The 18,842-nt window shown below is 39.0% G+C and carries 14 protein-coding genes; 6 read left to right on the plus strand and 8 right to left on the minus strand.

Translation table 11 applies throughout. From position 1 onward, the window contains the following. Positions 1–249: 249 nt before the first annotated feature. The 5 genes from ASG01_RS10040 to ASG01_RS10060 all read right to left on the minus strand — a co-directional run bounded on the left by ASG01_RS10040 (position 250) and on the right by ASG01_RS10060 (position 6,299). On the minus strand, positions 250–1,824 hold the full coding sequence (locus ASG01_RS10040) for a DHA2 family efflux MFS transporter permease subunit (RefSeq protein ID WP_055863282.1): 1,575 nt from the start codon (positions 1,822–1,824) through the stop codon (positions 250–252). A 171-nt stretch (positions 1,825–1,995) separates the two neighbouring features. Further along, positions 1,996–3,099, minus strand: coding sequence for an HlyD family secretion protein (locus tag ASG01_RS10045; RefSeq protein ID WP_055863284.1), 1,104 nt, complete (start codon positions 3,097–3,099; stop codon positions 1,996–1,998). Positions 3,100–3,119: 20 nt separating this feature from the next. Beyond that, positions 3,120–4,433 carry a TolC family protein gene (locus ASG01_RS10050; protein ID WP_055863286.1) on the minus strand — a complete coding sequence of 438 codons (1,314 nt, stop codon included), beginning with the start codon at positions 4,431–4,433 and terminating at the stop codon, positions 3,120–3,122. Then, entirely contained in the window at positions 4,417–5,043 is a 627-nt protein-coding gene (locus tag ASG01_RS10055) for a TetR/AcrR family transcriptional regulator (RefSeq protein ID WP_055863288.1), read from the minus strand. Before ASG01_RS10055 ends, ASG01_RS10050 begins: the two co-directional genes overlap by 17 nt. Before the next feature lie 137 nt (positions 5,044–5,180). Beyond that, positions 5,181–6,299 carry an ATP-binding protein gene (locus ASG01_RS10060; protein ID WP_055863290.1) on the minus strand — a complete coding sequence of 373 codons (1,119 nt, stop codon included), beginning with the start codon at positions 6,297–6,299 and terminating at the stop codon, positions 5,181–5,183. Between the two features lie 212 nt (positions 6,300–6,511). Between ASG01_RS10060 and ASG01_RS10065 the strand changes: the two genes are divergently transcribed. The 3 genes from ASG01_RS10065 to ASG01_RS10075 are packed head-to-tail and all read left to right on the plus strand — an operon-like array spanning position 6,512 to position 9,443. After that, positions 6,512–7,789 (plus strand): hypothetical protein, encoded by a 1,278-nt coding sequence (locus ASG01_RS10065; RefSeq protein WP_055863292.1) that lies wholly within the window; start codon positions 6,512–6,514, stop codon positions 7,787–7,789. Position 7,790: 1 nt separating this feature from the next. Continuing rightward, a complete protein-coding gene (gene lptC, locus ASG01_RS10070; protein WP_055863605.1) occupies positions 7,791–8,387 on the plus strand; it encodes an LPS export ABC transporter periplasmic protein LptC in 597 nt (198 codons plus the stop codon). A 3-nt stretch (positions 8,388–8,390) separates the two neighbouring features. Continuing rightward, positions 8,391–9,443, plus strand: coding sequence for an anhydro-N-acetylmuramic acid kinase (locus ASG01_RS10075; protein WP_055863295.1), 1,053 nt, complete (start codon positions 8,391–8,393; stop codon positions 9,441–9,443). Positions 9,444–9,470: 27 nt separating this feature from the next. Here the strand turns inward: ASG01_RS10075 and ASG01_RS10080 are convergent, their stop codons facing one another. Beyond that, positions 9,471–9,860 (minus strand): hypothetical protein, encoded by a 390-nt coding sequence (locus tag ASG01_RS10080; protein WP_055863297.1) that lies wholly within the window; start codon positions 9,858–9,860, stop codon positions 9,471–9,473. Positions 9,861–9,889: 29 nt separating this feature from the next. Here ASG01_RS10080 and ASG01_RS10085 point away from each other — a divergent pair, with 29 nt between their 5' ends. Continuing rightward, on the plus strand, positions 9,890–10,501 hold the full coding sequence (locus ASG01_RS10085; RefSeq protein ID WP_055863299.1) for an NUDIX hydrolase: 612 nt from the start codon (positions 9,890–9,892) through the stop codon (positions 10,499–10,501). Here the strand turns inward: ASG01_RS10085 and ASG01_RS10090 are convergent. After that, positions 10,494–11,765, minus strand: coding sequence for a UDP-N-acetylmuramoyl-tripeptide--D-alanyl-D-alanine ligase (locus ASG01_RS10090; protein WP_055863301.1), 1,272 nt, complete (start codon positions 11,763–11,765; stop codon positions 10,494–10,496). The two genes, ASG01_RS10085 and ASG01_RS10090, sit on opposite strands and share 8 nt — an antisense overlap. A 63-nt stretch (positions 11,766–11,828) precedes the next feature. After that, complete coding sequence (gene gldJ, locus ASG01_RS10095) at positions 11,829–13,430, minus strand: gliding motility lipoprotein GldJ (RefSeq protein ID WP_055863302.1); 1,602 nt, start codon at positions 13,428–13,430, stop codon at positions 11,829–11,831. Between the two features lie 165 nt (positions 13,431–13,595). Here gldJ and porU point away from each other — a divergent pair, with 165 nt between their 5' ends. Continuing rightward, positions 13,596–17,483, plus strand: a complete 3,888-nt coding sequence (porU, locus tag ASG01_RS10100; protein ID WP_055863305.1) for a type IX secretion system sortase PorU — start codon at positions 13,596–13,598, stop codon at positions 17,481–17,483. Between the two features lie 53 nt (positions 17,484–17,536). Further along, positions 17,537–18,700 (plus strand): type IX secretion system outer membrane channel protein PorV, encoded by a 1,164-nt coding sequence (gene porV / locus ASG01_RS10105; protein WP_055863307.1) that lies wholly within the window; start codon positions 17,537–17,539, stop codon positions 18,698–18,700. The last annotated feature ends 142 nt before the right edge of the window (positions 18,701–18,842 follow it).

An 18,842-nucleotide genomic window follows, 5' to 3' on the forward strand; every position in this document is an offset into this window, starting at 1 on the left:
GAAAGGAAAGCCGATGTAACGCGCAATTGATCTTAATCGCTTCAGAGGGATGCCAATGTAACGTGTGTTTTGTCTCAATCGCTTCAGGGGACAGCCAATGTAACGAGTGTTTTGTGTGCCCCTCTTTGAAGGGAAGCTAATGTAATTCGTGACAAGGAAGATAATTATAGTTTGAGCAAAAACGGCTGCCGAACTCTCTGCGTTTTTACAGATAAAAAAAACCTCTGAAAATTTTCAGAGGTTTTGGTATTAATGTACGCCGCTAAGGTCGATTTTTTCTTTGCTTTTCCGTTCTTTAATGAAGAGGATAAACGGTATACAGACTAAGAATACCACGCCAAGATAGAGGAAAACATCCATATAAGAAAGCACGGTTGCCTGTTTTGTGACGGTCAGATCCAAAACTTTGTAGGCAGCATTCATAGCATTGTCGGGCGTCATTCCTTTGGCGACAAAACTGGCTTTTAAACCTGCCAACCTCTGCTGAACATCCAGACTGTCGCCGTCAAGATGGGAAATTAAATTTACCCTGTATTTCTGACTGGCATTGGCTATAAATGTGGTAATTGCAGCGATTCCAAAAGAACCACCTAACTGTCGCATCATACCTGTAAAGGCGGCACCCTGACCAATTTCCTGCCCTTTTAAGGTACTTAAAGATAACGAAGTAATTGGAATAAATAATAAACCAAGTCCCATTCCACGCACAATCAGCATCCAGAAAAAGGCTTCTTTGCTGGTATCAGGCGTTAAGATTTTATAACCCCAGAAACTGTAGACGAAGAAAATAAACAGTCCCAAGGAAACCAAAATCTGCTGTTTCGCTCCTTTGGAAAGCAATCGACCGATAATCGGCATCATGAAAGCAGTCGTTAAAGCCGCCGGAATCATCAATGCTCCGGATTGAAGTGCCGTCCAGCCCAAAATACTTTGCGTATATAAAGGAACGATAAAAGTGGAACCGTACAGACCAAATCCTAAAACAAATGACATAACAGTTCCGATTCTTAAATTTCCGTTTTTCAAAACACGGAGTTCTACGATTGGGTATCTGAAAGTAAGCTCTCTCCAGAGAAAACAGATAAATCCCAAAACTGCTGTAGTGGTGAACGTTACGATCATTCCACTTTCAAACCAGTCTTCTTCATGACCTCTTTCAAGGATAAACTGAAGCGATCCTACGGTCAATGCCAAAAGCATAATTCCCAGCCAATCGACGTCGGAAGCTTTTCTTTTTTCGCTGAATTTCGGACTTTTTACAAACTGAAGTGTCATTAAAGTCGCTGCAATCCCAATCGGAATATTGATGTAAAAAATATACGGCCAGCTGAAATTATCTACAATGTAACCTCCCAACGGCGGACCCAAAGTCGGACCGATAATTACACCCAAACCATAGATCGCCTGAGCCATACTTCTTTTTTCTACAGGATACGATTCGGTAATGATCGTCTGTGAAGTTACCAGCAATGCTCCACCTCCAATTCCCTGACAGAGTCTGAAAAATACAAGTTCCCAGATATTATCGGCGTTTCCGCAGAGAAAGGAAAAGATGGTAAATATCACGATGGATGCGGCAAAATAATTCCGTCTCCCAAACTGTTGCGAAAGCCAACTCGTCATCGGCACAACGATTACGTTACCGATCGCGTAGGCAGTAATTACCCAGCCGACTTCAGAAAGTGTGGCGCCAAGATTACCCTTCATTTCGTTGAGGGCAACGTTTACGATCGTGGAATCCACAATTTCCAGAAGCGCACACAAGATGGCGGTGATGGTAATAATCACCCTTCTGGCGCCGTATTCTACTAATGAATCTTGCATTGAAAGTGCATTTTTAGTTTAAAAAATTAAAGAGTTTAAAAATTATCAGGACTTTATATCTCAATAAAAAAATTAAAAAAATCCGTCCCATTAAAGATCAAAAATAATAGATGACAAGACTTTCTTAAAGCCATCTGTATTTTTTAATCATTAAATTTTTTGTTTTTAAACCTACTTTAAAGATACCTCAGCCTTTACGTTCATTCCGGTTCTGAGTTTTTTGGCGATATTCGCATCGAGATTTACGAAACTGATTTTCACAGGAAGACGCTGCACCACTTTCACAAAATTCCCGCTGGCGTTATCCGGAGGCAAAATAGAAAATGTAGAACCTGTCGCCGGAGAAAATGAACTTACAACACCTTCAAAATCAGTATCAGGATAAGCATCGATATCGATTTTCACTTTCTGTCCTTCTACCATTTTAGCAACCTGGGTTTCTTTGAAATTGGCAATTACCCATTTCTGATCATTTTTAATTAAGCTGAAAAGCTGCGAACCCGCCTGTAAAAACTGCCCGGCCTGAATTGGCACTTTTCCTACAAAACCATCTTCAGGTGCTGTGATTACCGTGTAAGAAAGATTTAATCTTGCACTTTCCACATCGACCTGACGCTGCTTTGCTACTGAACTTGCTACACCAATCTGTTGCGAACTTGCCGCTGTCTGAGAAGACGCGATATTCGTCTGCTGTGCAATCTGGTTTCTCTGATCAGTCAATACTTTAAGTTGCGCATCAGCGGTTTGTTTTGCCGCTAAAGCCTGCTCATACTGCTGCTGAGTGATGGAATGGTCTTTGACCAAAACCGAATATCTTTTAAGATCCTGTCCGGTTTTCCAGACATTTACTTTAGCTGCTTCGATCTGCGCGTTTGCAGTCGTAACGGCAGCCTGTGATGAATTGATATTTTTTGAAGTCGCGGTTGTAGACGCTTCTGCATTTGAAATATTGCTTTTTGCTGTCGCTAAAGCTGCTTCTGCCTGTTCTAGTGCGATGCGCTGATCTTTACTGTCTAAAATAATGAGCGTATCACCTTTTTTTACAAACTGATTGTCTTTCACTTTTACTTCAGCCACATATCCGGAGATTTTAGAAATCACAGGATTAAGGTTGGAAGCAATCTGTGCATCATCGGTTTCTTCGTGCACCTGACCATAAGAATAGGTTCTGTAACCGTAGATTCCACCAACGATGATGATGACAGCTAAAATGATCGGGAACACCAAACTTTTCTTCTTCTTTGGTTCCATTTCCGGGGTATTGTTGTTTTCCATTTGGATGTATTGTGCGTTTATTATTTGTAATTTAAAGTTCCTGTAGTCTGTAATAATTTTCTGTAAGCAAGCGCCGCATCAGCTTTAGCATTGATCACACCAACGTTGGCAGCGATCTGTGCAGCATCAGCATCCAGAAGTTCGGTCATGGTTGCAAGACCGTTGTCGTATTTATTTTTTGTAATTCTGTAGTTTTCGTTAGCCTGCTCAGCAGATTTTTCGAAAACAGCGATTCTTTTTCTTGCGTAATCTGCGTTCTGATATTCACGGTTTACATCAAGTTTAATATTGTCATTTAATAAATCATTATTGGCTGAAAGCTGCAATTCACGGGCTTTAGATTGCTGCAGAGACGAATTTTTCTTCCAGATATTTGATAAATTATAGGAAACACCAACTCCGACATTCACAGCATTATAAACGGTCAAGAATTTGGGAATATCAGCAGCAACATAACCACCGGTAAAAGCAATTGAAGGAAGATTTTCTGCTTTTGCAGATTTTGTTCCCAGTGCTGCGGCTTTTCGCTGCTGATCGAGCGCCTGAAGATCTTTACGGTTTTCGCGGGCAGTATTCAGATAAAAATCTACCGGTTTGCTGTCGTCTGCATTGTCGATATAGTTTTCGTCAACTTCGATCTGCGTGTTATCAGGAAGGCCGAGGAGCAAATCCATATTAATATTGGCAATGTTGTAATTGTTTCTTGCTTCCAAAAGCTGAAGTTCAATATTTGAAGTCTGTAGATTGGCTTTCAAACGGTCGTTTCTGGCAATCACTCCATTATTTTCAAGCTTTAAAAAAGTTTCATCACGCTTTTCAGAAGCGGTAAGATTTTCCTCCAAAACTTTAATCGACTGATTGGCTTTAAATAAATTATTATAAGCCTGCGCCACATTGTACGCGATCGCCGATTTATCATTTTCTGTACTCAGTTTTGAAGCTTCAACCAGATATTTTGCCGACTCAATTCCGTATTTAATTCTTCCTCCGGCATAAATCGGAACGCTCAGTGCGGCCTGCCCAAACGCTACCTGATGAACCTCGGGACCGCCAGCCGTAGAAACTCCAGGAAGACGGATGTCGATATTTGGTTTCAGCGGAAGATAAAGATAGGTTCCCGAAACTTTAAGATCGGGCAGCTGTCGGTTTTTTGCTTCCAGAAGATTGGCAGTCGCTTCTTCGATCTGTGCCGCATCTACTTTTAAACTTTTGCTGTTCTGTATGCCCAGTTCCACAGCCTGTTCCAGCGTAATCTGTCTTTTTTCCTGCGCATGCGCCAAGGTAAAACCTGCCAGTAAAATCAAGGTAAGTACCGGCTTATTTATTTTCTTCATAACCCAAAAGGTCTTTTAAAATATGTTTAATATGTGTTGTCAGTTCTTTGAAAAACTTCTCATCGAAAACTTCATCTCCGTCTTCATTATGTAAAAAGTCTTTATACATTTTCCTTGCATTCGACGCGTAAAACAAAGTACCGCTTACCGTAGAATGCAAAAGATAAATCGGAGGATTCTTCGTAAATATTCCTTTTTCTATGCCGCTTTCCAGAATCTTGGAATACGTTGTAAGAAAGCTCATTTTGGTCTGTCTCAAAAATTCTACAATCGCCGGATTGTCGCTATAAAGCTGCTCGCGCTGCATGATCCGGAAAAACAACCGGTGTTTGCGAACTCTCTCTGCAAACTGATCTACAATGCGCACGATCTTTTCCCATTCGTTGATGTCGGTGCGGCTCAGCATTTCATCAGAAAAATAACGGCCTTCGCGCATTCTGTATTCTACCAGTTTTTCGTAAAGCTTTTCTTTGGAACCAAAATAATATGAGATCATCGAAATATTTACGTTCGCAGCCTTCGAGATCTCTCTCGTAGACGTACCGGAAAACCCTTTTATTGCAAAAAGCTTCTCGGCGGCAAACAGTATATTTTCTTCTTTCGAAATCATTTAATGAAATTTTCAGTTGCAAAGATACGACCAAAATCAAATAAAATCAAACGATTGATTGATTTTTTATTTATGTATATCTAACACATTTATTTTCAGTTAAATTGATTTCAAAAAAAATCAGACCCGAGCCTGATTTATGTTGTTTTATGAATATATCTTGAGAGTTTTATACCTAGATCTGTCCAGACTATTTTTGGATTTCCGTTTCTGGTTAAATGAAGATCGGCGGTATTGATTTCTTCTAGAATACTGATGATGTTGGCGCCGCTGATAAATTTCGAAAAACCTTCCCAGTTGAAACCGTTGGCATCAATCTTTTTATAGACCAAATCCTGCGACTGATAATTTTGCAGCAACGCCAGGCGGAAAATTTCAGAAGCATAGTTGAGGAAATTTTTCTGCTTTTCACGGTTCCAGCCGGCAATTTCTCTTGCCCAAATGATGATATTTTTAAGAAACTCCGGTTTCTTTTTTACCTGAAACGCATCGCGAACCCACTGCACAAAAAGTTTTTCGAATTCCGGATTTTTGATTTCAGCATTGAGGAGCTTTATCGCTTCATTCAAATTGCCTTGTGCTTCGTGAGCGGCAGATTTTGCCTGATCATCAGATGCTGCAAATTTATTTTTTAAATGAGAGATCAAATCTTCATCGGCAATTCTCGGCACTTCAATCATCTGCGTACGGGAAAGAATCGTCGGCAAAATATCGTCGCCTGTTTCTGCGGTGAGCAAAATCACGGTTTTTTCCGGCGGTTCTTCGAGAAATTTTAAAAATTTATTGGCTGCAGGAACATTCATTTTGTCGGCGCGCCAGACGATGAGAATCTTGGTACCGCCTTCATAACTTTTCAGTGCAAATTTCTGATTCTGATCTTCAATTTCTTCAGCCGATATAAAAAGCTGTTTATTTTCAGACTCCAGCAACGCCGACCAGTCATCGTAACTTGCATATGGCGACGCGAGCATCATTTCACGGAAATCTTCGAAACGGTTTTTGCTCAGCGTACTTTTATTTTCATTAAAAACAGGAAAAGAAAAATGCAGATCGACATGATTGAGATGCTCCACTTTTGAAGCTGCATGAGGATTCTCGCGTTCCAGGATTTCTTTTGCGTACGCCAAAACCAACGGCATGGTGCCGTAACCTTCTTTCCCGATGAAAAGCTGCGCGTGGCTTACTCTGTTTTTGGAAATACTGTCTTTCAGAAGTGATTTCAGGTTTTCCTGGCCGGCGATATTTTCCCAATTCATGCCTCAAAGATAAAAGATTTTTACGGAAATTTTAAAGTTGATAGCATTCCGACGTTTTTGATTTCTAAATATTTTTAAATAAAATTTCGCCTTAAAAAACTTTTAAAATCAGGCTTTTTGGGCAGATAAACCCCTTAACAAACTTTAACCTCGCTTTACTTTTCCAATTCATTAATATTTAAGATATTTGCGCATTATTTTAAAAATTGAGAATGAAAAAATTTTTTGTACTATCATTCATTTCGGTGGGATATTTTCTGAACGCGCAAAGTGTAGGTAATTCGCCTTATGCCGCGTACGGAATTGGAGATGTGAAGTATGATAATACGATAGAAACAACTTCGATGGGTGGGATTTCTACTGCATACATCAGCGATTTCAGCAGTAATTTTAATTTTGCCAACCCTGCGAATAATTCAAATTTTGAGCTGACCAGTTTAAGACTTGAAGCGACGAATGAGAATAATTTTTTCAGCTCAGACTTCAACAACACAAAATCTACCAAGCACTCGACCTTTTTATCGAACATCGCACTGGCTTTCCCGCTTTCTCCGAAAGTAAAAATGGGTATTTCTTACCAGCCGTACAGTTCTAAAAACTACGATATCATCAATACCCAAACTCAGGCAAACGGAGATGTGTATGCAAACCGTTTCCGTGGAAAAGGTATTTTAAATATGGCTCAGGCTGCGTTTTCTTACAAAGTGACACCGCAGTTTTCAGTAGGTGCGAGAGCGAACTTATATTTTGGAAATCTTTCTGACATTAATGAGTTTACCGCTTCAAACGCAGAACTTATCAATGGTTACGAAACGAAAAACAGCATCAATAATTTTAATTTTACCCTTGGCACAAGCTACCAGAAAATTAATACGACGAATGACCGCAAATTTACCATCGGTGCGACAGCGACTTTTGGAAACACTAGCGACATGACGACTGATTACAGAAATACAACGTACATCTACGGTGCAGGCGATACTAAAAATCTTGAGACTGTAATTGACGAGAGAAGTGTGAGTTCAAAAAATCTATTACCGTTCCAGGCATCGGTTGGTGCAGGTTATGGTGACGAAAACAGATGGTTCGTTTCCGGGCAGGTTGATTACAAAAAAGGAGAAAACATTACGTATTTCGGGAACACTTTAAACTACAAAGATTCGTACAAAATCTCTGCAGGTGGATGGTATTTACCCGATTATAATAACTTCAGAAGTTATTTTTCAAGAATGGTTTACCGCTACGGAGCTTTCTATGAAAAAGGTAGTCTTGAAATTGCAGGTAATTCTATCAACCGTTTCGGAATTTCCGGTGGTGTGGTTTTACCATTTAAAACAAGCAGTGTAAACAGAATGAGCGGTATCGAAATCGGTTTTGAAGCCGGAAAACGCGGTACTGCGAAAGACAACCTGATCAATCAGAATTTTGTAAATCTTCGAGTCGGATTCAATTTTGCCGACCGTTGGTTTGGAAAAAATCTTTACAGATAACATGAGATTTTTCTCACATACATCATTTAAAAATATAGCATACCTTTTCAGTTGTGCTATATTTTTTATATTCACGTCCTGCGAAGAAGATCTTACGAAGCAAAACGGAAATAAGAGCAAAAATTTCCCGTCTCAGATTATTAATAATGCGAATATTATTCAGCGTGATTCTGGTTTTGTAACGATAAAAGCGACGGCTCCGCTTATCGAAAAGTATCAGCTGATTGACAGCCCTTATACGGTGGCGAGAAAAGGAATGAAGATTGAGTTTTTCGACAAAAAAAAGCCAGGAAAACCAGGAAATATCACCGCGAAATACGCGAAAATTTTTGATTACAAACAGTTCTACGAAGCGCGCGGAAATGTAAAAATCCTTACAAGCGACGGACAGAGATTTGCTACACAAAGCGTTTTTTGGGACCAGCGAAACAAGCGTATTTATACAAAAGATACGGTTTACGCGACAATGGAAGACGGTTCAGTTCTCGTTCACGCCAACGGAATGACCGCCAAAGATGACTTTTCTGAATATACTTTCTACAATAATTCCGGCGACGTCGATATCAGCAAAACTAAAATTGCCGAATCAAAAAAATAACAGGTGAAAGATTTTCACGCCATAGGATTGATGTCTGGCACAAGCCTCGATGGTTTGGATATCTGCTATGCTAAATTTCAGAATAAAAACGGTCACTGGAGTTTTAAGATTTTAAAAGCGGAAACGGTTGCGTACAATTCAGATTTAAAAAATCAGCTTAAAAATTCAATTCATCTTTCCTCTGAAAAACTTTTGGCCTTACATTCGGAATATGGTTTTTATCTTGGTGATGAAACCAAGAAGTTTATCGAAAAAAACCGTTTAGAACATATCGATCTAATTGCTTCTCACGGTCATACCGTTTTTCATCAGCCACAAAATAAATTTACACTTCAGATCGGCGACGGTCGCGCAATTAAACTTAAAACGGGCTTGCCTGTGATCTATGATTTCCGGAGTCAGGATGTTTTGATGGGCGGAAACGGCGCACCACTCGTTCCGATTGGTGACGAACTTCTTTTCAGCGAATACGATGCATGCGTTAATCTTGGCGGATTTTCAAATATCAGTTTTAAAAAAGATCAGAAAAGAATTGCATTTGATATTTCTCCTTTAAATATCGTTCTGAATAAACTTGCGCAAAAACTAGGCAGAGAATACGACGAAAACGGAGATGTTGCCAAATCAGGAATTGTAAAAAAAGATTTGCTTGAAAAACTCAATTCACTTGATTTTTACCGTCTGGCAGCGCCCAAATCATTGGGAATTGAATGGTGCAGCCAGCATATTTTTACTTTAACTGAAGTTGAAGAAAATACAGAAAACTGCATTGCAACATTCACGGAACATGCGGCGATACAGCTTGCAAAAGTTTTAAATGAAAATGGTTTAAAGAAGGTTTTAATTACCGGCGGCGGAGCTTACAATTCCTTTTTTGTAGAACTTTTAAAAGAGAAAACCGGCAGCGAAATTATTATTCCGGAAAGGCAGATTATTGAATTTAAAGAAGCGCTGATTTTCGCATTCATGGGCGTTCTGCGAAGCCTTAATGAAATAAATGTACTTTCATCGTCAACCGGAAGTTCGCGAGATCACAGCTCAGGATCAATTGCATAAAAAAACCTTCATTTCTGAAGGTTTTCATTATTTGTAAGCTTCCATTTTGTCGCTCAGCGTATTGATAAAGTTTTGAAGTGGTTTTTCAACCATCATTTTTATAAAAGGATTAAATTTTCCTTCAAAAAGCATTTGCACCTCAGTTTGGTTTTCATTCAGCGGCTTCATCACAGCAGTTAAAGCAAAATCAAGGCTTGAACTGGCAGATTTTAAGACAGCTTTATCTTCTGTTACTTCATCGATTTTCAGTGCAATTTCCGGCATTCCCTGAAGACCGAATTTAAAACCGTCTTCGCGGCTTTCAAATTTATTAAGACCATCCGGCATAAATTCTTTATAATTTTCCGGCTTCTTCAACAACTCGGATAATTCTTTAGATGACTTATTGACAATAAATTTTCGTCCTTCTAAATTCATTTTTTTATTTTTGTATTAAATATCTACAAATGTATAAAGTTTTTGTGAACGAAAAAAAATTATTACTCTCTAAGCAGTCACACGGTTTAGAAAAAAACATAAGTTTTGAAAGTTCCACTACTTTAGAAATTGCGATGGATCTTGTACAAAATACATCTGTGAAAAACATCAACGTTTACGGCGAAAACATTGATGAAATCTGGGATCAGTTCAAAAAAATGTTCCGAATCATCGAAGCTGCAGGCGGGATTGTTTACAACGGAAAAGATGAAATTCTCTTCATAAAAAGACTGGGAAAATGGGATCTTCCCAAAGGTAAAATGGAAAAAGGCGAGTCGCGCGAAGAATCTGCCATCCGCGAGATTGAGGAAGAAACCAGCCTCATGAATGTGCAGTTACAGGATTTTGTGAGTACCACTTATCATATTTATACTGAAAGAACCGGTAAGAAAATTTTAAAGTTTACGCATTGGTTTGATATGTATTTTGAGGGCGAAAACACCGCAAAACCCCAGATTGAAGAAGGCATCACCGAAGTTGCCTGGAAAAACGAAAGCCAGATAGAAAGTGAAGTTTATGCCAATACTTTTCAGAATATCAAATTGATTTTGGGCGAAAGTTTCGAGAAAAAATCTAAATAAATTCTGCAGCTTTTTCAAGTGCAATTCCGCGGGAAGCTTTCAGTAAAATATTATCGCTTGAAATTTTATTCTTTTTTAAATAATCGATGAGTGCATCAGTATTCTCAAAGGCTTGATGATTTCGATTGGCTTTAAAAAAGATCGGTCCCACGGTAATAATCTGATCATAACGGTATGTGCTGGCTAAGTTTAAAATTGCCTGATGTTCTGATTCGCTTTCATCGCCAAGCTCAAGCATATCGCCGATAATAATCGTTTTCGAACCGCCAAAATCTTTAAAATTTGAAAGTGACGCCGCCATCGAACTTGGATTTGCATTGTAAGTATCCAGAACAAGCGTTTTTCCATTTTTTTGCACAACCTGAGAACGCATATTTGTAGGTTCGTAATTTTCAACCGCTTTTTTAATATCAGAAATTTCGACGCCGAAATGCAATCCTAAAGTTACAGCGGCACAGATATTTGTAAAGTTGTAATCACCTGTAAGCTGGGATAAAGCAGACATTTCTCTGTACTGCAATCCAACTTTCTGATCTTTATTAAAAGATTTGAAAATATAGTCTGCGCTTTCTTCCCCGAACGTTATTTTATGAGAATAGTTTTGAGTTTTTTCGTTCTGAATGCTGTCGTCATTGTTAACAATAATCGTTTTCTGCTGATTTATAAGATAATCGTAAAGCTCAGATTTGCCTTTAATAACTCCTTCGTAACCGCCAAAACCTTCCAAATGAGCTTTCCCAAAATTGGTTATGTAACCTAAATCAGGCTGTGCCAATTCACTTAAAAACGCAATTTCCTTCTGATGATTCGCACCCATTTCGATCACTGCCATGTCATGTTCAGTTTTTATTGAAAGCAAGGTAAGCGGAACGCCAATGTGATTATTTAAATTTCCTTTTGTGTACTGAACATTGAATTTTTGCGAAAGAACTGCATGAATCAATTCTTTGGTCGTTGTTTTACCATTGCTTCCAGTAAGTCCTATAATAGGAATTTTTATTTGACTTCTGTGCAGTTTTGCAAGATCCTGCAAAAACTCTAAAGTCGATGAAACGCAAAAAATATTTTTATCTGGATTTTCAAACTTTTTATCTTCAACAATTACTGCTAAAGCACCTTCTTTTACAGCGCTTTCGGCAAAAAGTGCTGCATTGAAATTATCTCCGGAAAACGCAAAAAAGATATTGTCTTTCTGCAGTTTTCTGTTGTCAATCACTACACCTGAAGACTTTAAAAAAAGCGGATAAAATTCTGTGGCATTCATGCATCAAAAATAAAAAAACCTCCCGTAAAACAGGAGGTTTTTGTAAGTATTTTGATAAATAAACTATCTTCTAGTTCTAGATTTGTCGTTTGTTCTAGCATCTTGAGCTACACGGAAACCAACCCATCCATAACCTTTATTCTCGGTTTTGAATCTTCTCATTCCCGGATCCAGCCAATATGCTGAATCTTGCCAAGAACCACCTTTCACAACTCTGATATCATTTGAAATCTCAGAAGTTCTTTCTTTGGTATCTTTCTGCATAATCACTTTACCGTTTCCATCAACAATGAATCTCTGCTTTGGTGCATTATACATATTGAAAGCGTTTGCAGAATCATTTGCATTTCTGTAATCCAAAGAAGACTGTCTGTCACCATCTTTGTAATTTCTGTAATCTGCAATCGTCTCTCTCTCAAACTGACCCGGTAAGCTTCTGGCAACCAGTCTTCCGTCTGCAAGAGTATCATATTTCATATTACTTTCGTCGGTCATTTTGTACGTTCCGTCAGGATTTTTAACGATTGCCTGAGGCATGTTTCCTCTGTAATAGTTGAAATCGTTATAATCATCATCGATGATCGGTCTATATACATCCGCTGTCCATTCAGCAACGTTTCCGTACATACCGTAGATTCCGATATCATTTGAAGGAAACTGTCTAACGTCTGAAGTCTGAGCTGCACCGTCATTTTTCCAACCAGGAATACCGGAGTAATCTCCTTTTCCTTGTTTGAAATTTTCAAGGAACATTCCGCGGTTTCTTCCTTTTGTACCTCTTAACTGATCTACTTCAGGAGTTTTTCCTTTAATAAGATTATACTCTCTGTTTTTTTCTAAACCTAAAGCAGCAAATTCCCATTCTACTTCTGTAGGAAGTCTGAATTTCGTAACCATCGCAGCACTTGGTGCTCTGTTGGCAGCCAACAGTCTTTGGTTAGTAGTTTTTATACCTGTTCTCTGCTGTCTTCTTTGCTCGTTGATGTAACCTTGCATCTCAGGATCATTTGCTTTGAACTTATCCATATTAAATGCTGTACCACCTTGGTTATTCGATTCGTTGATGTAAAGATCTTTAGAGATTACGCCAGCCTGCATTAAGGCTTTTTCGTTTGCTCTGTCTGTCAACCACTCGCAATATCTGTTTGCCTGAATCCAAGAAACACCCACTACAGGATAGTAATCAAAGTTTGCATCTCTGAAATACGTTTCGTTGAAATCACTTCGTGAAAGTTTGTTGTCCCACAATAAAGTATCCGGCAAAGCACCGTTGTAGATTTCTTTAAAGCTAGGATCGCTTGGAGGAAAAACATACTTCAACCATGTAAGGTATTCGCGGTATTCGTAGTTAGTAATCTCCGTTTCACCGATGTAGAAAGAGCTAACCTGCATTCTGCGAGGCGCATTATTCCAATCGTGCATTACATCATCTTTCACTAATCCCATGGTAAAAGTTCCACCTTCTACATATACCATCCCCGGCCAACCTTTTTGTTTTTGTTGCTTTCCTGCAAAAAACCAACCCTGTTTTTCGTTTGGTTTCCAACCTGTCTTGCTGACAAACTTTTTGGTACCTCCTCCATTGTTAGTACCTGATCCACCACAACTGGTTAATGCAAGTGTAGAACTTAATGCTATTAATGAAAACAACTTTAGTTTTTTCATAGTCGATATAAATATTAATCAAAGCACAAAGAAAAAATAAAAAATTCAATAAATCAAGTAAAGATTTGATTTTTTTGAAAAATGTGGACAAATTAATTTTACGCTATCACATCTTAATAACAAAATTTTCATTTATTTTGTAATTCAGAAATTTTTCGCAGCATAATGAGACTAAAATTAACGATATTCTTCCTATTTGCTTTCGTATCAGCACTTTGGAGCCAGAAAATCTCTATAGAATGGGACGGATCCAAAATTCACGATTACGGAAACTATCAATACAATCTTCCCAACTTCAAAAACGGTGGGCTTTCGTTTGCTCAAAACACAATTTTTATCTCGCACAGCCAAAAAGCTGGTGAGGCAAGAAAGAAAATTTCGAATCTCGTTTGGGAAACAATTGCCGCAAAAGATCTTTACGATGTGCAGAAAGATATGCTTCCGCAAAAAGAAATTTCGGGGATAGAATATTACAACTTCGAAGGCGAGCGTTACGTAAACGCGATGATTTCTACTTTCAGAGTTTCGAATGGCAGAATTGAAAGACTTGCTTCATTTGATTTAACTGATGACAATGCGCCACTTCCCTCTCTATCTGCGAAAGTTGGCACGACAGTAAATCCGCTTTCGTCTGGTCAGTTTTATAAAATACGTGTAGACAAATCGGGAATTTTTAAAATTACAACGCAGTTTCTTCGTGATATCGGAATCAATCCTTCATCCGTCAATCCGAAAAACATGAGAATTTACGGAAACGGCGGTATCATGTTGCCTGAATTTAATTTAGACACAAAATACAGCGCGCTTCAGGAAAATTCAATTCAGGTTGTCGGCGAAGAAGACAATGTCTGGAATGACCCAGACTACGCACTTTTCTACGCACAGGGACCGAATGGTTTTAATCTTTATGATAACAATAGTGGATACAGAAGAACAGATGCCCGAGCAGATGCTGCACGGAATACAAAAAATATTTATGAAGATTTTGCCTACTATTTTATCACATTTGATAAAGGCGCCGGAAAAAGAGTGCAGAATGTAGACGGAAATCTTCCCGCCAATCTCATCAGCCGTTTTGATAATTATCAGGTAATAAATAATGACCAGCGAAATCTGATCAAAGTTGGCAGAACCTGGGTTGAAGATCAGTCTTTTATAACGGACAAAGCTGCAACTTTTACTTTGGCATCACCTGCGCAGCCTGGCGACCAGATTTATTACCGTACAAGAATTGTGGGTTTCCGATCGCAGAATAATTCGCTGATTTTTAATATCAACAATCAAAATCCTTCTACGGTAAATTTCCCTCCTAATCAGCAAAATGTAAATAACGACTTTTTTGCTTCTGTCTATACGGGAACGCTTACCGGCGTAAGTGGAAATCAGCTTACTTTTAATTATAAACCCAATATTGCGGCAAATCCGAACGGAGTTATATATTTAGACTACGCAGAGGTTATTTATAAGGAAGATTTAAAATTTAACGGAAGCCAACTGAGTTTTCGCGATTATTCTGTGGTAAGCGGTTCCGGGATCAATTACGGATTTACGATGTCTAATGCAACAGCCGCTGAACAAGTTTGGGATGTGACTGATATTACCAATGCCAACCGACGTGTAAACAAAGCGACGGGCAGTGGCAGTTTCAATTTCGGATATATTGCATCCAACACGAGTTTTAATAATGAATTTGTAGCATTCCGTGCCGACGGAGCTTTTGCTCCGCAGTTTGTTGAAAAGATTGGCAATCAGAATCTTTCTGCTTTACAAAATGTCGACTATCTGATCATCACGCCGCCGGCATTTGCCGCTCAGGCTCAGCGAATCGCAAGTTATCACCAGACAAATAATAATTTCACTGTAGAAATCGTAGATCCGGCGAAAATTTACAATGAATTCGGAAGCGGAAGCAGAGATCTTACGGCAATCCGTGATTTTGTAACGAAACTTAATACACCGCTTGGACGTTTAAAATATGTTTTCATTCTTGGTGATGCTTCTTATGATTACAAAAACAGGGTTCCGAATAATTCCAATGTCGTTTCCAGCTACGAAAGTGAAGCATCGAACAATTTTGAAATTTCTTTTGTCACGGATGATTACATCGTCATGACAAAACCGCAGACAACATCTTTACTTTCACAAAATCTTCCGGATGTTCCTGTCGGAAGAATTCCTGCTGCAAATCTTACCGAGGCAGCAAATATGATCGATAAAACTTTGGCCTACTATAATGCACTACCTGGACAGTCGACGCCTTTCGGAGAATGGAGAATGAAGCTTGATTTTGTAGTGGATGACGATCGCGACAGCGGAACGCCTTTCCATGATACGATGGATCCAATTTTGAAAAACATTTTTGAAGTTCCGGCGAGTAATAATCTTAAAGAATATAATGTACGCAAGCTTTACCTTGATGCTTTTGCAGGGGTGAGCACAGCGGGCGGACAAAGATATCCGCAGATAAATCAGGCTTTGTCTAATGATTTGGGCAACAGCTTATATATGTTTTATTTCGGGCATGGCGGAATCAACGGTTGGGCGCAGGAGCGTGTTTTTACCTTAGATGAAATTCAGAATGCGAACAATTTTTCTAATGTTTACAGCAGATTTCCAGTTGTTTCAACGATTACGTGTGAATTTACACTTTGGGATGAACCATCTACTTTCTCTGCCGGCGAACAGCTAATTAAACTCAAACCAGGCGGGGCGGCGACGATGATTACTTCAAGCCGTGCGGTTTCTGTAAATTATGGCGAAAGATTCAGCGCAGCTTATACGCAGAATATTTTCAACCTTGTTAATGATGATTTTCAGACGTTAGGAAATGCGCATCTCAATGCGAAAAAACAATATGGCCCAGACGCTGATCATTTAAAAGTAAATTATCTTGGTGATCCGGCGATGAAAATGAGCCGTCCGAAACGTGCTTTGGTGATCGATGCGATCGAAAGTCCGGTGCCGGGATTGATACGCGGACTGGATTTCGTTAAAGTAAAAGGTCATATCAACAATCCAAACGGAACGGTCAACACAACCTTCAACGGACGTGTCGTTATTAATATTTTTGATAAAAGATTAAATAAAACCACGCTGAATAACGATGGCGGAATGACGCCGGTTTTGCAGTATACTGAAGAAGGAAGTGCGATTGTAAAAGCTTCGGGAACTGCTATAAACGGGGTTTTCACGGTAGAATTTTATGTTCCGAAGGATATTAATTATGCAGTGGGAACCGGTAGAATTCTTGGTTATGCCGACAATAAAGTAAGCGACGTATTTAATAATCAGGCAGTGCAGGTCGGCGATATTAATCCAAACGGAATTAATGACAATGAACCACCGAAGATCAAACTTTACATGAACAATACCAATTTTGCCAATGGCGGAATTACCAATCAGAGCCCTACTCTTCTGGCCTGTCTTACTGATGATACCGGGATTAATTCTACAGGATCTGGTATCGGTCACGATATTACAACGTATCTCGACGGCCAAATCATCAACACCGTTGTTTTGAATGATTTTTATTCGTCCGGCGAAGGCAACGGATGTCTGAATCCTTCTCTGGCAGACTATCAGAAAGGAAATGTAACATATCCTTTCAGAAACCTATCCATAGGGCAGCATCAGCTTACTTTTAAAGTTTGGGATATAAACAATAATTCAAGCACGGCTACGTTAAACTTTGAAGTTAAGGACGAAGCAGATCAGAAACTGATTATCAACAGACCTTTGAACTGGCCAAACCCTTTCACCAACAAAACATATGTTCAGTTCGAGCATAACTGTGATGATATTTTGGATGTAAATGTGCAGATTTACACGATTACGGGCAAATTAGTGAAAACAATTTCGCAGGCTGTAGTTGCAGAACCGTTCTTACAGGGCTTTAGAACGCCACGTCAGGCAATAGAATGGGACGGAAAAGACGATTTTGGCGATACCGTAGCAAAAGGTACATATATTTTTAAGATATTTGCAAAAAGTCAGAATCAGGAAAAATGTAAAGGAAGCGCGACTGCGATAGAAAAAATGGTACTTTTGAAGTAAATTAATAAAGATACGACAACGTAAAAACTGATAATATATATAAAAGACAACATATGAATTTCACTACTAAACTGCTTTTTGGGATAGGTCTTGGTGCCAGTTTTATGAGCTTTGCACAGGATCTGAGCTTGGTAAGACCTGTTTTGACGGGAGCCCCGTTTCTAAGAATCGCGCCGGATGCAAGATCAGGCGGTATGGGAGATCAGGGTGTGGTTACCTCGCCGGATGCTTTCTCTCAATTCTGGAATGCTGCAAAATATCCTTTCAGCAGAACTTCTTCTTCTGTAGGTATCAACTATACTCCTTACATGGGTAAACTGACAAATGATGTCTTTTTACTGTACGGAGCTTTTCATAAATTTCTAGGGCAGGAAGAAAGATCTACGATCTCTGCGAGTATTTATTACTTTAATATGGGTGAGGTAGAACTTACCTCTTTGGTAGGAAACGAAGTAACTTCAAACGGTACTTCCAAGCCAAACGAATTCTCTGTAGATGTTGCTTACGGTCTGAAATTATCAGATACATACTCAATGGCTGTTACCGGTAGATTTATCCGTTCAGATTTGGCCGGCGGATTCAACACTGACACTACATTGAAACCTGCAAACTCTTTCGCAGTTGACGTTTCAGCGTACTATACTTCACCGAGATTTTCAAGTATTGGAGGTTATGACGGTAAAGTAAACGGTGGTTTGGCGATTCAGAACTTGGGTCCGAAATTAGATTATACAGGAAACGAAGAATCACGTTCATATCTTCCGACCATGGCAAGATTAGGTTTGGGTTACGATATGTATCTTGATGATGTAAACCGCGTAGGTTTAAGCGTTGAAGGTTCTAAAATCTTGGTTCCGGGTTCTGAACTGATTGGTACAGATCCTTTGACTAGACAGCCTCTATATGCAATTCCTAATGTTGGCCCAATCGCCGGTATCGGAAAATCATTTAAAAATAAAAACTCGATCATGTACAGTGGTGCTTTAGAATATTCTTACGACAATGCATTTGCAGTACGTGGAGGTTATTTCCACGAAAGCGAAGAGCAGGGTGCAAGACAGTTTGCCACGGCAGGTATCGGTTTGAAATACCGTTCTTTTGGGTTGGATATTTCTTACCTGATCAACATGTCTAAAATTAATACAGCTTTGGATAACACACTTCGTTTCGGTCTTACCTGGAACATCGGTGATGAAACTTCAAACGTTGATAATTAAAACATTTTTCATATCTAATATTAAAAGTTCCATTCTGTGGAACTTTTTTTGTTACGCAACAATTCAAAATTTATGTAGTTTGATACAATCTTTTCTGTTTTAAAATTAATTAATACAGCTTTTAAAAATCATTTCTAAAGCA

Origin of the sequence: Chryseobacterium sp. Leaf180, from assembly GCF_001424585.1 — a bacterium.
GTDB lineage: Bacteria > Bacteroidota > Bacteroidia > Flavobacteriales > Weeksellaceae > Chryseobacterium.

Excerpts from the sequence above, each read along its gene's own strand:
- ASG01_RS10065 (WP_055863292.1), top strand. The coding sequence starts at position 6,512 with ATGAAAAAATTTTTTGTACTATCATTCATTTCGGTGGGATATTTTCTG.
- gldJ (WP_055863302.1), bottom strand. The coding sequence starts at position 13,430 with ATGAAAAAACTAAAGTTGTTTTCATTAATAGCATTAAGTTCTACACTT.
- ASG01_RS10085 (WP_055863299.1), top strand. The coding sequence starts at position 9,890 with ATGTATAAAGTTTTTGTGAACGAAAAAAAATTATTACTCTCTAAGCAG.
- ASG01_RS10050 (WP_055863286.1), bottom strand. The coding sequence starts at position 4,433 with ATGAAGAAAATAAATAAGCCGGTACTTACCTTGATTTTACTGGCAGGT.
- porU (WP_055863305.1), top strand. The coding sequence starts at position 13,596 with ATGAGACTAAAATTAACGATATTCTTCCTATTTGCTTTCGTATCAGCA.
- porV (WP_055863307.1), top strand. The coding sequence starts at position 17,537 with ATGAATTTCACTACTAAACTGCTTTTTGGGATAGGTCTTGGTGCCAGT.
- lptC (WP_055863605.1), top strand. The coding sequence starts at position 7,791 with ATGAGATTTTTCTCACATACATCATTTAAAAATATAGCATACCTTTTC.
- ASG01_RS10060 (WP_055863290.1), bottom strand. The coding sequence starts at position 6,299 with ATGAATTGGGAAAATATCGCCGGCCAGGAAAACCTGAAATCACTTCTG.
- ASG01_RS10040 (WP_055863282.1), bottom strand. The coding sequence starts at position 1,824 with ATGCAAGATTCATTAGTAGAATACGGCGCCAGAAGGGTGATTATTACC.
- ASG01_RS10045 (WP_055863284.1), bottom strand. The coding sequence starts at position 3,099 with ATGGAAAACAACAATACCCCGGAAATGGAACCAAAGAAGAAGAAAAGT.
- ASG01_RS10080 (WP_055863297.1), bottom strand. The coding sequence starts at position 9,860 with ATGAATTTAGAAGGACGAAAATTTATTGTCAATAAGTCATCTAAAGAA.
- ASG01_RS10090 (WP_055863301.1), bottom strand. The coding sequence starts at position 11,765 with ATGAATGCCACAGAATTTTATCCGCTTTTTTTAAAGTCTTCAGGTGTA.
- ASG01_RS10055 (WP_055863288.1), bottom strand. The coding sequence starts at position 5,043 with ATGATTTCGAAAGAAGAAAATATACTGTTTGCCGCCGAGAAGCTTTTT.